At 66.2% G+C, this 13691-nt stretch carries 11 protein-coding genes; 7 read left to right on the top strand and 4 right to left on the bottom strand.

The genetic code is table 11. The features are described 5' to 3' along the window. Positions 1–161 precede the first annotated feature (161 nt). The gene (gene hpf / locus IBX22_RS11000) at positions 162–848 is read left to right on the top strand and encodes a ribosome hibernation-promoting factor, HPF/YfiA family (RefSeq protein ID WP_228538731.1); all 687 of its coding nucleotides are present in this window, start codon (positions 162–164) and stop codon (positions 846–848) included. Between the two features lie 77 nt (positions 849–925). On the opposite strand, the gene IBX22_RS10995 is transcribed toward hpf, so the two are convergent. Genes IBX22_RS10995 through IBX22_RS10985 form a run of 3 tightly spaced genes read right to left on the bottom strand, consistent with a single transcriptional unit; the run spans position 926 to position 2609 of the window. Next, positions 926–1435 carry a hypothetical protein gene (locus tag IBX22_RS10995; protein WP_194815179.1) on the bottom strand — a complete coding sequence of 170 codons (510 nt, stop codon included), beginning with the start codon at positions 1433–1435 and terminating at the stop codon, positions 926–928. A gap of 54 nt (positions 1436–1489) precedes the next feature. Further along, a complete protein-coding gene (locus tag IBX22_RS10990; RefSeq protein ID WP_194815178.1) occupies positions 1490–1918 on the bottom strand; it encodes a hypothetical protein in 429 nt (142 codons plus the stop codon). Between the two features lie 7 nt (positions 1919–1925). Continuing rightward, complete coding sequence (locus IBX22_RS10985; protein WP_194815177.1) at positions 1926–2609, bottom strand: helix-turn-helix domain-containing protein; 684 nt, start codon at positions 2607–2609, stop codon at positions 1926–1928. A 371-nt stretch (positions 2610–2980) separates the two neighbouring features. Here IBX22_RS10985 and IBX22_RS10980 point away from each other — a divergent pair, with 371 nt between their 5' ends. Beyond that, complete coding sequence (locus IBX22_RS10980; RefSeq protein ID WP_194815176.1) at positions 2981–4273, top strand: acetyl-CoA C-acyltransferase; 1293 nt, start codon at positions 2981–2983, stop codon at positions 4271–4273. Positions 4274–4325: 52 nt separating this feature from the next. Here the strand turns inward: IBX22_RS10980 and secA are convergent, their stop codons facing one another. Then, complete coding sequence (gene secA, locus IBX22_RS10975) at positions 4326–7163, bottom strand: preprotein translocase subunit SecA (RefSeq protein WP_194815175.1); 2838 nt, start codon at positions 7161–7163, stop codon at positions 4326–4328. Positions 7164–7517: 354 nt separating this feature from the next. Here secA and IBX22_RS10970 point away from each other — a divergent pair, with 354 nt between their 5' ends. The 5 genes from IBX22_RS10970 (at position 7518) to IBX22_RS10950 (ending at position 13638) form a co-directional block, all read left to right on the top strand. After that, positions 7518–8918, top strand: a complete 1401-nt coding sequence (locus IBX22_RS10970) for a wax ester/triacylglycerol synthase family O-acyltransferase (RefSeq protein WP_194815174.1) — start codon at positions 7518–7520, stop codon at positions 8916–8918. A 7-nt stretch (positions 8919–8925) separates the two neighbouring features. After that, the gene (locus tag IBX22_RS10965; protein ID WP_194815745.1) at positions 8926–9462 is read left to right on the top strand and encodes a DUF6912 family protein; all 537 of its coding nucleotides are present in this window, start codon (positions 8926–8928) and stop codon (positions 9460–9462) included. Positions 9463–9571: 109 nt separating this feature from the next. After that, complete coding sequence (locus IBX22_RS10960) at positions 9572–10708, top strand: ferredoxin reductase (protein WP_194815173.1); 1137 nt, start codon at positions 9572–9574, stop codon at positions 10706–10708. Positions 10709–10836: 128 nt separating this feature from the next. Next, a complete protein-coding gene (locus IBX22_RS10955; protein WP_194815172.1) occupies positions 10837–12285 on the top strand; it encodes a fatty acid desaturase in 1449 nt (482 codons plus the stop codon). 102 nt (positions 12286–12387) lie between these two features. Continuing rightward, positions 12388–13638, top strand: coding sequence for an acyl-CoA desaturase (locus tag IBX22_RS10950; RefSeq protein ID WP_194815171.1), 1251 nt, complete (start codon positions 12388–12390; stop codon positions 13636–13638). The last annotated feature ends 53 nt before the right edge of the window (positions 13639–13691 follow it).

Genomic DNA, 13691 nt, shown 5'->3' with positions numbered 1-13691 from the left:
CGCGATCCCCCCGCGAACCATGGAATCAGACACTGCTCGGCACGGCTCAAACCCGCCGCACGTGAGTCAACAGGTGCGGCCAGATCCGGGAGGTACGCGTGACGACTTCTTCACGACCTTCAGTGAAAGATGCAGATCCTTCGGTGCAAAGTGGCGCCGCTCTGGACACCACGGAACAACCCGATGCGGAGCGGCCAAAGGCTCCCAGCGCGGAAGTCGTGGTCAAGGGCCGCAACGTCGAGGTACCAGATCATTACCGAATCTATGTCGCGGAAAAGCTCTCCCGACTCGAACGCTTCGATCCGTCGATCTTCATCTTCGACGTCGAGCTGTTCCACGAACGAAACCGGCGGCAGCGCAAGGCCTGCCAGCGCGTCGAGATCACCGCGCGCGGTAAGGGCCCCATCGTCCGGGCCGAGGCCTGCGCGGACAGCTTCTACGCCGCGCTCGAGTCGGTGACCGACAAGCTGGAAAGCCGGCTGCGCCGCACCAAGGACCGGCGCAAGGTGCACTACGGCGAGAAGACCCCGGTCTCGGTCGCCGAGGCCACCGCCGACCTGATCGACGAGTCGCTGTTCACGCGCTCGAACGGCCATGCGGCACACGACCATCCGGTCGAAAAGCGCTCCGAAGACGCGCAGGATGGGTCGGATTACCAGCCCGCCGGGCCGGGCCACGTGGTACGCACCAAGGTGCACAGCGCGACTCCGATGACCGTCGACGACGCCCTCTATCAGATGGAACTCGTCGGCCACGATTTCTTCCTGTTCCAGGATCGGGAGACCGACCGACCGTCGGTTGTCTATCGTCGGCACGCTTTCGACTACGGCCTCATCCGGCTCGCATAGAAGTGCCATTCACCCGGCCGGATCGTCCGCATCGGACGGAACCGGCCGGGTGCTTCAGGATTTAGGGCTTCCCCTGGTCAGCGACCGCGGAAGAACGTGCGGTGCAGCAGTGATTCGCGCCGCGGCGGCCGCAGCGCCTCCAGCATCACCAGATCCGCGAACGATTCGGCATCACGCTCGCGTGCCGTCCCGTAATCGGTGCGGCCCAGCACATGGGTGATGGATTCCGCCGAAATCGAGGGCAGCAGTTCGCTGATCGCCGCGATCGAGTGCGGCGCCTCGGGCTCGGCGCTTTCCGGCCCGTGGCCGAGCAGCATGTGCCCGAGTTCGTGGGCGATGATGTGCTCGGCATGCCATTGCGTGGTGTCCGCGCCGTAGACGATGACATCGCTGTCCCGCTTGGCGATCCACAGCCCGCTACCCGTGCCGCAACCGCTGCCGGCCAGCACCGCGGTGTCCACCGGATGCAGGGTGATCTCGCGGCCGCGGTACTCCGCCACGGCATCGAGATAGATATGCAAATTCCAAGGGTGCGGTATCGGTACGTCCCGGGAGACCTCCCGAAACCGGTCGTCCAAACCCGCCATGCGTCCGGTTCTCCTACAGCAGTTCTGCGATCCCGCCCCGTGCAGGAACAGATGCTACCGAGTTTTTGACCCAGACACTGCCTCGGTGCTCTGGATGACGGCGGTCAGCCGCCCAGGATCCACATCCGATCCGCGCAGCGCGATGCTGGCGACGTTCGCGTCGCGCATGGTCGCGAGCAATTCGAGCTCCCGGTCGATCGCGAAGGCGAGGGGGCTAGAGCCGGTCAGATAGTCAGGTTTCACGCCGAAGCAGTGGGCGAGCGCGGCCAGCACGTCGGCGCCGACGGCGGAGGTGTCGTATTCGTCGAACATGCCGTCGCGCATCCGCTCCAGATGTTCGGCGGGAATCGTGCGCAGCAGCGCCTTACTGACCTGTTCGGCGACCGATGCGGTGCTGCGTTCCGGCGCCGAACGCGGGTGCATGGTCGCGAACAGGCGATTGATCTTGCGGCTCAGCGGTAGTCGCGCGGCGTCCTCGGTCATCGCCTGACTACCTTTCCATCCCACGGGCGTTGGCCGCTACCCATCTCGCGTGGAAACGTGCTTCGGTGGCGGAGTCCACATCTGTGAAGCGGCCCGCCAGCCAGCGCCGGTAGCGCCGTTCGCGCACCTCGTCCGGGTCGCTGACCTCGGCGGGGATCTCCAGCAGGTGCGAGAACGCCATGGCGACCAGCGGATGCAGGTCCCGGCCCGGTCCGCCGTTGCGTTCCAGCATGGCGGTCGCGTAGCGGGCCGAGAGCCGGGAGACGACGCCGTTGAGTTCGGAAACAGCCGCCAGTACAGCGGGTTCGGTGACGCCGGCGTGCTCGACCGAGTCGTTGAGCCGGCCCGCGGAGGCCAGTAAACCGGTCAGGTCGGCGATGTCGAAGCGGATCGAATCGGGCCCCGAGACGATCGATTCGTCGCCCGCGTCCGGGGCGGTTTCGCGCGCGGTGGGCGCGCCGCCGGCGTAGGTGCGGGCGGCGCTGCCCGGCAGCCAGCGCAGCGGCACATCCAGTTTGTTCAGGGTGTGCGTGCTGATCGCGGCGGTGCCGTCCTCGATCTTGCGGATGGTTGGGGCGGAGGGGCCGCCCAGGTCGCCGATCTGCATCTGGGTCAGGCCGAGCTCGTCTCGGCGTTCCTTGATGATCCGGCCGAAGCGCTTCTGCCGCGACAGCTCCGAAGTGCTTTGCATAGTGGTCTTCATCGTAGGCCCCCCCATCATTTCAAGACAAGTTTACAGAAACTGTTTGAAAAGATAATGGAAAACTTGCTACTGTTCTTTCGCGCCGAGCGAGCAACGTCGGCCTGAGCGGTTTCTTCCAGGAGTTGATTCCGGGGCGAGCAGGGGCGTTGCCGGGATCGGCGTCCAAGGTCTGCCTTCGCAACGGCGCGCAGGCAGACTCAGGGCTCAGCGGCTTCTGGAGGGGATCGCTGAGCCCTTTGTTTCGCGCGGAGGCCTCCCCGCCCGGTGGGGTGTGGGGAGGCCCGCTTCGGGCTGCCCGTAGACCTGAAACTTACTTGAGAGTAAGTTTATGTGCGACTGGTCTATCGAAGGGAATTCCCATGGCTACCAAAGCTGCTCGCCGTGCGGTGATCGTCTCCGGTGCGCGCACCCCGTTCCTGCGCGCCTTCACCGATTACACCCGCATGGACTCCATCGCTCTCGCCGACGCCGCCGTCCGCGGACTGCTGGAGCGCACCGGGCTGCCGGGCGCGCAGGTCCAGGCCATCGTCTGGGGCGGGGTCATCCTGCCCAGCGCCGCACCGAACATCGCGCGCGAGATCGCCCTGGACCTGAAGCTGGACGCGGGCTGCGAAGGCTACACCGTCACCCGCGCCTGCGCCTCCGGCCTGCAGGCCGTGACGTCCGCGGCCGCCGCCATCGAACGCGGCGAATACGACATCATGATCGCCGGCGGCAGCGACTCCACCAGCAACGCCGAGGTGAAACTCCCGCAGAAGCTGGTACACGCCGGTGCGCCACTGGCTTTGGGCAAGCCGAAGGTCAAGGACTACCTGTCCGCGGCCGCGCAACTGGCCCCGTTCACCGACATCCTCCCGACCCGCCCCAAGATCGCCGAGCGCACCACCGGCGAGGTGATGGGGGAGTCGGCCGAGAAGATGGCCCGCATCCACGGCGTCACCCGCGCCGAACAGGACGAGTTCGCCGCCCGCTCACACCAGCGCGCCGCCGCCGCCATCGATTCCGGCCGCTTCGCCGACGAGGTCCTGCGCGTGCGCACCCCCGAGGGTGCCGACATCGAGCGTGATGGCCTGGTCCGGTCCGACACGAGCGCGGCCAAACTCGCGAAGCTGAAGCCGGTCTTCGCCAAGGACGGCACCGTCACCGCCGGCAACGCCAGCCCGCTCACCGACGGCGCCTCGGCGGTCCTGCTGATGAGTGAGGAGAAGGCCATCGAACTCGGCTACCACCCGCTGGCCGCCTTCCGGTCCTGGAGCTACGTCAGCGTCGACCCTGCCGATCAGGTCCTTATCGGCCCGGCCATCTCGATGCCCCGCGCCCTCGAGAAGGCCGGAATGTCGCTGTCCGACATCGATTTCGTCGACATCCACGAGGCCTTCGCCGCCCAGACGCTCTCCGTGGTGCGCGCCCTCGGCAGCGCCGACTGGGCCAAGACCCGCCTGGACCGCGACACCGCCGTCGGTGAGATCGACATCGACACCTTGAACGTGCACGGCGGCTCGGTCTCCCTGGGCCATCCCTTCGGCGCCACCGGCGCGCGCATGGTCACCACCATGGCCAACGAACTCGCCCGCACCGGCAAGAACACCGCCCTGCTCGGCATCTGCGCCGCGGGCGGCATCGGCGCCTCGGCCATCCTCGAACGCGTGTAGAAAACGAGAAAGGCGCCCATGGATTTCCATGGGCGCCTTCCTCGTTCAGTGCCTAGTGCTTGCGGCGACCCTTCGGGGCGCGCTTGCCCTTGCTCTGGGTGCGGGCCGCTTCCCGGCGTTCCCGGCGGGTGCTGCTGTCGCCGTCGCTGCCGTACTCCTCGGCGTCGCTGTGCACGGTGGCGTTGCCGTCCTCGGCGGGGCCGTAGTAGCTGAGGCCGCGCTCGGTGCGCTCGTCGATGCCCTTGGCGCGCAACGCGGCCGGAGCCGTGGTGCCGGCCGGGGGGACCTGGTCGGTGGGCAGCGGGCGCGGCGCGTTCGCACCGAGCGGGGACCGCAGGCCCGGATCGACCGAGACGCCTTCGGGTTGCGGCTGCTGCACCTCGACCTGCAGGTTGAACAGGAAGCCGACCGACTCCTCCTTCAGACCCTCGAGCATCGCCGCGAACATGTCGAAGCCCTCGCGCTGGTATTCGACCAGCGGGTCGCGCTGCGCCATGGCGCGCAGGCCGATGCCCTCCTTGAGGTAATCCATCTCGTAGAGGTGCTCGCGCCATTTGCGGTCCAGCACCGAAAGCAGCACCTGGCGTTCGAGATTGCGCATGGAGCCCGCGCCGGCCAGGCCGTCGATCTCCTGCTCGCGCTTCTCGTAGGCGGTGTGCGCGTCCTCGAGCAGGGCGTCCAGGAGTTCCTCGCGGGTCAGGTCGCCGGCTTCGCCGACGCCGGTCTCACCGGTCAGATTCTTGTAGTCCACGCTCACCGGGTACAGCGTCTTGAGCGCTGTCCACAGCTTTTCCAGATCCCAGTCCTCGACGTAGCCCTCGGCGGTGGCGCCGTCGACGTAGGCGGTGATCACGTCGGTGATCATCTCCTGGACCTGGCCCTCCATGTCCTCGCCGCGCAGGATCCGGTTGCGCTCGCCGTAGATGATGGTGCGCTGCTGGTTCATCACCTCGTCGTACTTGAGGACGTTCTTGCGGATCTCGAAGTTCTGCTGCTCGACCTGGGTCTGCGCGCTCTTGATGGCCTTGGAGACCATCTTCGCCTCGATCGGCACATCGTCGGGCAGGTTGAGGCGGGTCATGATCGCCTCGAGGGCCGCGCCGTTGAAGCGCCGCATCAGTTCGTCGCCCAGCGACAGGTAGAACCGGGACTCACCCGGGTCGCCCTGCCGGCCGGAACGACCGCGCAGCTGGTTGTCGATACGCCGGGATTCGTGCCGTTCGGTGCCGAGCACGTACAGGCCACCGGCCTCGCGCACCGCCGCGGCATCTTCCTCGGTCTGCTGCTTGACCTGCTCGAGCGCAGAATGCCAGGCGGCTTCGTACTCGTCCGGGGTTTCCACCGGATCCAGGCCCTGCTTGCGCAGCAGGATGTCGGCGATGATGTCCGGGTTGCCGCCGAGCACGACGTCGGTACCACGACCCGCCATATTGGTGGCGACCGTCACCGCGCCGGGCCGACCGGCCTCGGCGATGATCTCGGCTTCCTTCTCGTGGAACTTCGCGTTCAGCACGTTGTGCGGGATGCCGCGCTTGGTGAACTGCTTGGACAGGTACTCCGAGCGCTCCACGCTGGTGGTACCGATCAGCACCGGCTGGCCGTTTTCGTGCCGTTCGATGCAGTCGTCGACCACGGCGGCGAACTTGGCCTCTTCGGTCTTGTAGATCAGGTCGGACTGGTCCGCGCGGATCATCGGCTTGTTGGTCGGAATCGGGACCACGCCCAGGCCGTAGATCGAATGCAGTTCGGCCGCTTCGGTTTCGGCGGTACCGGTCATGCCGGACAGCTTGTCGTAGAGGCGGAAGTAGTTCTGCAGCGTGATCGTGGCCAGCGTCTGGTTCTCCGGCTGGATCTCGACCTTCTCCTTGGCCTCGATCGCCTGGTGCATGCCCTCGTTGTAGCGGCGGCCGACCAGGATGCGTCCGGTGAACTCGTCGACGATGATGACCTCGCCGTCGCGGACGATGTAGTCCTTGTCCTTCTGGTACAGCTCCTTGGCCTTGATGGAGTTGTTCAGATAGCTGACCAGCGGGGAGTTCGCGGCCTCGTAGAGGTTGTCGATGCCGAGCTGATCCTCGACGAACTCGACGCCGGCCTCGTGCACGCCGATGGTGCGCTTCTTGATGTCGACCTCGTAGTGCAGGTCCTTCTTCAACAGCGGGGCGATGCGCGCGAACTCGGCGTACCACTTCGAGGAGGCGTCGGCCGGGCCCGAGATGATCAGCGGGGTACGGGCCTCGTCGATCAGGATGGAGTCGACCTCGTCGACCACGGCGAAGTTGTGGCCGCGCTGCACCAGGTCGTCGAGCGAGTGCGTCATGTTGTCGCGCAGGTAGTCGAAGCCGAACTCGTTGTTCGTGCCGTAGGTGATGTCGGCGGCGTAGGCGGCGCGGCGCTGGGCCGGGTTCATGCCGCCGAGGATGACGTCGACCTCGAGGCCGAGGAAACGGTGCACGCGGCCCATCCACTCGGCGTCGCGCTTGGCCAGGTAGTCGTTGACCGTGACGACGTGCACGCCGTCGCCGGAGAGCGCGTTCAGGTAGGCCGGCAGCACACAGGTCAGGGTCTTGCCCTCACCGGTCTTCATCTCGGAGATGTTGCCGAGATGCAGTGCGGCGCCACCCATCAGCTGCACCTTGTAGTGCTTCTGGTTCAGCACGCGCCAGGACGCCTCGCGGGCCACCGCGAACGCTTCGAGCAGCAGCTCGTCGAGAGTTTCCCCGTCGGCGTAGCGCTCCCTGAACTCGTCGGTCTTGGCACGCAGCTCAACGTCGGTGAGCGCCTCGAATTCCGACTCGAGCGCGATCACCTCGTCGGCGAGATGGGCCAGCCGCTTGACCGTGCGGCCCTCACCAATCCGTAGCAACCTCGTCAGTGTCAGCGCAGGCACGAGTCTCGTCAGTCCTCTGGTCGGTGTGTCATATGTCGGCCCCCGCCCCGCCAATTCACCTAGCGGGTCCGCAGCACGCTCCATGGTAATTGCCGGGCCCATGGTAGGCGCCGGTGACCAGCGGCGAACGGGTCGCCTCGGGGTTGTCGCGGATACGGCGGCTTTCTTCTCTCACCGTAGCCGAGCAGGATGACTCGCGTCGCTTACGATGGAATGCGTCCGCCGTGTCGAAGGGCGGCAGGGGCAGCGCAGCTCGCAGACCTCTCTCCAGGGGAGCGAAAGCCGTTATGGGGCAGCATGATCGGCAGCGACGGCAATCGTTCGACCAGGTAAGCGCAAGGAGTAGCGGGCAGCGTGATCACAAGGTTGACGCCGCAGGACGCGTCTTTCTTCCGGCTGGAGTCCAGTAGCAATCCGATCCACATCGGCGCGCTCGCGATCGTTCGCAACACCGATCAGCACCCGGGGGTCGGATACGACCGCCTGGTCGACCTGGTCGAGAGCCGATTGGCGCTGGTGCCGCGCTATCGCCGCAAGGTGCGCGAGATCCCGTTCGCCCTGGGCCGCCCGGTGTGGGTGGAGGACAGCGGCTTCGACATCACCTATCACATTCGCAGGTCGGCGCTGCCGCATCCGGGCACCGACGAACAGCTGCACGACCTGGTGGCGCGGCTGGCCTCGCGCCCGCTGGATCAGACCCGCCCGCTGTGGGAGATGTATCTGATCGAGGGCTTGTCCGGCGGCCGGTCCGCGATCTTCACCAAGACCCATTCGGCCCTGGTCGACGGGGACAGCGCGCTGGAGATCGGGCACGTCATCCTGGATGTGAGCCAGGCGCCGCGCGGTCTGGCCGACGATGCCTGGGTCGCGCCGCGCGAACCCCGCGACAGCGAACTGCTGCTCGGCGCGCTGGCGCACCTGGCCGCGCAGCCGCGCGATGTGCTCGAGGTCGCTCGCGATGCCAGCGCGGACGCGTTCGCCACGGTCGCCGCCGCGGGCAAGGCGCTGGACTCGGTGATCTCGGCGGTGCGCGCGGCCACCACCGGCGCACCCGACAGCCCGCTCAACACCAAGACCTCCCGCAACCGCCGCTTCGATGTGGTGCGCAGCGATCTGGAGGACTACCGCACCATCCGCAAACGCTTCGACTGCTCGATCAACGACGCCATCCTCGCGGTCGTCACGGGGGCCTTACGGAATTGGCTGCTTTCGCGCGGCGAATCGCTCACCGAGTCCTCGGCGGTGCGCGCGGTGGTCCCGATGTCGGTGTACGTCGACGGGGCCGACGAGCTGAAACCGGCGAGCGAGGTGTCCTCGTTTCTCATCGATCTGCCGGTCGGCGAACCCAATCCGGTGATGCGGCTGTCGCACATCGCGCATGCCACCGAGGCCAACGGCAAGCATCGGCGCGGGGTGCGGGCGCGCACCCTGGTGCACCTGGCCGGATTCGCACCGGCGAGCCTTCATGCCATGAGTGTGCGCGCGGCGAGTACTTTCGCAGAGCACACGTTCAATTTGGTGATCACCAACGCGCCGGGTCCGCAAACGCCGATGTTCATCGGCGGCGCGCGGATGCTGGAGATGTATCCGGTGTCGCCGCTGCTGCGCAATCAGGCCTCGAGTATCGGGATCACGTCCTACGACGGACATGTGTTCTACGGGCTCAACGCCGATCGCGACGCGATGGCCGACATCGGCGTACTGGCCGCCGCGGTCCACGAATCCATGGAGGAGATGCTCGGTGCCTGTGTCTGACGAGAAGATGCGCGTCTACATTCCGGCCACGGTGCCGATGCTGCGCACGCTGGTCGCCGAGCGCGAGATCTTCCCGCTCGGCGCGACGGCGTTCGCGGTCACCCCGACCTTGCGTGAGGCCTATGCCTCCGGGGACGACGACGAACTGGCCGAGGTGGCGATGATGGAGGCCGCGCGCGCTTCGCTGCGGCTGCTGGCCGGTGAACGCGACGACGCGGATGACTCGGGCAGCCCCGCGGAGAGCGAGCCGAGCCGCCCGATCTACCGGCGCGCGGTGATCGCCGCCGACGTGATCGGCGCCAAGCACCGTCCCGATCTGGACGACGCCGTGGTGAAGCTGGCAGGCCCGTTGACCTACAACCAGATCGCGTCCGTGCACGTCGACCTGGCCGACGCCGAACCGCAGGTGGCCAAGGCCGTGGACGTCATCGACGCCGCCGACCTGGGCGATACCGACGCCGAGTTCGTGCTCGGTGACGCCGAGGATCACCAGCTCGCCTGGTACGCGGCGCAGGAACTGCCGTTCTTGCTCGACCTGCTCTGAGCCCGGGCAGGACACGCTAACCTACGATGCCGTAACCTTGCGGTCGGAGTAGCCCGCACTGAGCGAGTCTTGCGAGCTGCAAATCAGACACAGGAGATATACGGCACCGATGGTCTTCAAGAATGTGCGCGAGTGGCTGGAAGCACCGGCCGCGAGTGTCGCCGAGCGTGGCGGCCGGCTGAACGTGTTGCGCGGCGCTGTCGCCCGGGTGACCACACCGCTGCTGCCCGACGACTACCTGCACCTGGCCAACCCGCTGTGGTCGGCACGTGAGTTGCGCGGCCGAGTTGTCGAGGTGCGCAAGGAAACCGCGGATTCGGCGACTTTGGTGATCAAGCCGGGCTGGGGTTTCGATTTCAAATATCAGCCGGGCCAGTACATCGGCATCGGCATTCTGGTCGAGGGCCGCTGGCACTGGCGCTCCTACTCGCTGACCTGCCCGCCGAACTGGTCCGAGCCGGGCCACGGCGGCAAGCGCGTCATCTCCATCGCGGTCAAGGCGATGCCGGAGGGCTTCCTGTCCAGCCATCTGGTCAACGGCGTCAAGCCCGGCGCTGTCATCCGCTTGCAGGCGCCGCAGGGCCGGTTCGTGATGTCGTTCCCGCCGCCCGACAAGGTGCTGTTCCTCACCGCGGGCAGCGGTATCACCCCGGTGATGGCGATGCTGCGCGGGATGGACCGGCGTGAGCGCGTCACCGATGTGGTGCACCTGCACTCCGCGCGCACCGCCGAGGACGTGATGTTCGGCAACGAGCTGCGCGCGCTGCACGACCGGCACCCGAGCTTCAGCACGCATCTGCATCTCACCGGCGAGAACGGCAAGTTCAAGCTGACCGATCTGGACGAGCGTTTCCCGGATTGGCGCGACCGCGAGACCTGGGCCTGTGGTCCGGCGGCGATGCTCGACGAGATCGAGAAGCACTGGCGCGAGGCGGGCCTGTCGGACAAGTTGCACGTGGAGCGGTTCGAGGCGGAACGCTCCGCGATCGGCGAGGGTGGCACCGTCACCTTCGCCAAGTCCGACCGCAGCGTCGAGGTGGACGGGGCGACCAGTCTGCTCGAAGCGGGCGAGTCGGCCGGGGTTCAGATGCCGTTCGGCTGCCGGATGGGTATCTGCCAAACCTGTGTGCTGACATTGAGTTCCGGCCATGCCCGTGATTTGCGCAACGGTGACGAGAAGCGCGAAGGCGACAAGGTGCAGACCTGCATCTCCGCCGCCGCCGGTGACTGCACGCTCGAAATCTGAGCGAACATCCCTGGTAGGAACGACACGGCCGGGGTAAACAACTACTGACAAATGGGGCAGCAGCGCAGCTGCGGGGTGGGTGGACACAGGTAAGCTCGGGCTGAGTTCGAGCCGACGAAGGGACCCGGGTGGCAATCACCGACATCAAGGCATTCGCGCACCTCACCGAAGCCGATATCGAGATGCTGGGCCAAGAGCTCGATGCGATTCGACGTTCCGTCGAGCTGTCGCGCGGCGAACGTGACGCGAAGTACATCCGCCGCACCATCGCCGCGCAGCGCGGCCTGGAAGTGGCCGGACGCGCAATCCTTTTCGGCAGTCGCAATCGGTGGGCCTGGCTCACCGGTACCGCGCTGCTGTCGGTCGCCAAGATCGTCGAGAACATGGAGCTCGGGCACAACATCAGCCACGGGCAGTGGGACTGGATGAACGATCCGGAGATCCACTCCACCAACTGGGAGTGGGATCAGACGGGTCCGTCGTCGCAGTGGCGGCGCGCGCACAACTACTCCCATCACACCTACACCAACGTGCTCGGCAAGGACGAGGACCTCGGCTTCGGCATCCTGCGGATGACTCGTGACGAGCCTTGGCGCCGCGTGCATCTGGTGCAGCCTGTCGCCAACCTGATCCTGGCCGCCACCTTCGAGTGGGGCATCGCGCTGCACGACTGGGATGCCGAGAAGGAACTCTCCGGTCACCCCAAGAAGTGGAACTCCGAGCCGAACAAGGAGTTCGCGCGCAAAGCGGCCCGCCAGGTCGCCAAGGACTTCGTGTTCTATCCGGCGCTCACCGGGCCGGCGTGGAAGTCGACGCTGAAGGCCAACGCCACCGCCAACCTGGCCCGCAACCTGTGGGCCTACGCGGTGATCTTCTGCGGCCATTTCCCCGACGGCGCCGAGAAGTTCACCGTCGAGCAGCTCGATGGTGAGACCAGCGGCGAGTGGTACCTGCGCCAGATGCTGGGCAGCGCCAACTTCAAGGCCGGGCCCGCGATGGCGTTCATGAGCGGCAACCTGTGCTACCAGATCGAGCATCACCTGTTCCCGGATCTGCCGAGCAACCGGTACGCCGAGGTCGCGGTCAAGGTTCGTGAACTGTGCGACAAGTACGACCTGCCCTACACCACCGGCTCGCTGGGCAAGCAGTACCTGCTCGCGTTCCGCACCATCCACAAGCTCGCGCTGCCGGACAAGTTCCTCAAGCGCACCGCCGACGATGCCCCGGAAACGTCCTCGGAGCGCAAGTTCGCGGGCATCACCCTGCCTTCGCTACCTACCGCGGCGCAGATGCAGGAGACGTGGCACGACACCCACATCATCCCCGTCGATCCCGCGACCGGGCAGCGCTACGGCCTGCGCTCGGCGATGCAGGAGGCGAGGGTCGTGCTGAAGGCGAAAGCCAAGCACGAGAAGGAAGTTCTGCGTGAGGCCCGGCGCGCGCTGAAGGAGAAAGCGCGCCAGGAGAAGCAGATGCTGCGCGAAGCCGGTGTGGCACTGCAGGAGCGGGCCCGCCACGAGCAGGAAACGTTGCGGCACAAGCCGTTCTGGGCTAAGGCGACACGCCGATTCGGGTAACGGCTTAGCATCGTTCCGTCACGATTTCAATGCGGGATTTGCCACACTTTCAGCTCGAATCTCACAACCTACGGTCACGTAACTTACGGTACTGTAACCGGCATGGCGATCTCGGATGTCAAGGAATACGCACACCTCACCCCGGAGGATGTCGAAGCAATCGGGGCCGAACTCGATGCCATCCGCCGTGAGGTCGAGTCCGCACGTGGTGAAAGCGATGCCCGCTACATTCGCAACGTGATCCGGCTCCAGCGTGCTCTGGAAATCAGCGGCCGCGGTGTCCTGTTCTTCAGTCTGTTCCCGCCGGCCTGGGTCGCGGGCGCCGCGCTGCTCGGCACGGCCAAGATCATCGAGAACATGGAGATCGGCCACAACGTCATGCACGGCCAGTGGGACTGGATGAACGATCCGGAAATCCACTCCACCAACTGGGAATGGGACAACGCGGGCCCGTCCGAGCACTGGAAGATCACCCACAACTTCCTGCACCACAAGTACACCAACGTGCTCGGCATGGACGACGACATCGGCTACGGCCTGCTGCGCGTCACCCGCGATCAGCGCTGGTCCCCGTTCTACCTGGGCCAGCCGGTGTACAACCTGCTGCTGCAGATGTTCTTCGAATACGGCGTCGCCATCCAGCATCTGGAGCTCGGCAAGGTCGCCAAGAAGAAGTGGGCGCCCGGCAGCCCGGAGCGGATCCAGTTCGAGGAAGACCGCAAGCTGGTGCTGAAGAAGATCGGCAAGCAGGCCGCCAAGGACTACCTGATCTTCCCGCTGCTCACCGGTCCCGCGTTCTTCGGCACGCTGACCGCGAACCTGGCCGCCAACGTGATGCGCAACGTCTGGACCAACGCCGTCATCTTCTGCGGCCACTTCCCCGACGGCGCGGAGAAGTTCACCAAGGGCGATGTGCTGACCGAGACCCAGGGCGAGTGGTACCTGCGCCAGATGCTGGGCAGCGCCAACATCTCCGGCGGCAAGGTCCTGCACTTCATGACCGGCAACCTCAGCCACCAGATCGAACACCACCTCTTCCCCGACCTGCCGTCCAACCATCTGGCCGGCATCGCGGTGCGGGTGCGGGCCATGTGCGAGAAGTACGACCTGCCCTACACCACCGGTTCGCTGCCGGTGCAGTACTTCAAGTCGTGGCGCACCATCATGAAGCTGTCGCTGCCCAACAAGTACCTGCGCCGCGGCACCGACGATGCCCCGGAGACCAAGTCGGAGAAGGCCTTCGGCGGCTCCGCGCTGATCGACCCGGCCACCGGTAAGCGCGTCGGCCTACGCACGGCGCTGAAGGAAGGCCGCAGACGGATCACCCGCCGCGAGCCGGTTTCGGTCGGCTAGCACCAAACACTCCGAATCGGGAGCCCAGCTGAGCTGGGCTCCCGATTTTTGTT

It is taken from the genome of Nocardia sp. XZ_19_385 (genome assembly GCF_015355755.1).
Classification (GTDB): domain Bacteria; phylum Actinomycetota; class Actinomycetes; order Mycobacteriales; family Mycobacteriaceae; genus Nocardia.
Note: the sequence above shows the minus strand (reverse complement) of the source record. Positions and strands in the feature narration are given on the sequence as shown.

Bases quoted from the DNA above. Each gene is read 5' to 3' on its own strand.
- IBX22_RS10995 (WP_194815179.1), bottom strand. From the start codon at position 1,435: ATGGCGGGTTTGGACGACCGGTTTCGGGAGGTCTCCCGGGACGTACCG.
- IBX22_RS10990 (WP_194815178.1), bottom strand. From the start codon at position 1,918: ATGACCGAGGACGCCGCGCGACTACCGCTGAGCCGCAAGATCAATCGC.
- IBX22_RS10985 (WP_194815177.1), bottom strand. From the start codon at position 2,609: ATGCAAAGCACTTCGGAGCTGTCGCGGCAGAAGCGCTTCGGCCGGATC.
- IBX22_RS10980 (WP_194815176.1), top strand. From the start codon at position 2,981: ATGGCTACCAAAGCTGCTCGCCGTGCGGTGATCGTCTCCGGTGCGCGC.
- IBX22_RS10965 (WP_194815745.1), top strand. From the start codon at position 8,926: ATGCGCGTCTACATTCCGGCCACGGTGCCGATGCTGCGCACGCTGGTC.
- IBX22_RS10960 (WP_194815173.1), top strand. From the start codon at position 9,572: ATGGTCTTCAAGAATGTGCGCGAGTGGCTGGAAGCACCGGCCGCGAGT.
- IBX22_RS10950 (WP_194815171.1), top strand. From the start codon at position 12,388: ATGGCGATCTCGGATGTCAAGGAATACGCACACCTCACCCCGGAGGAT.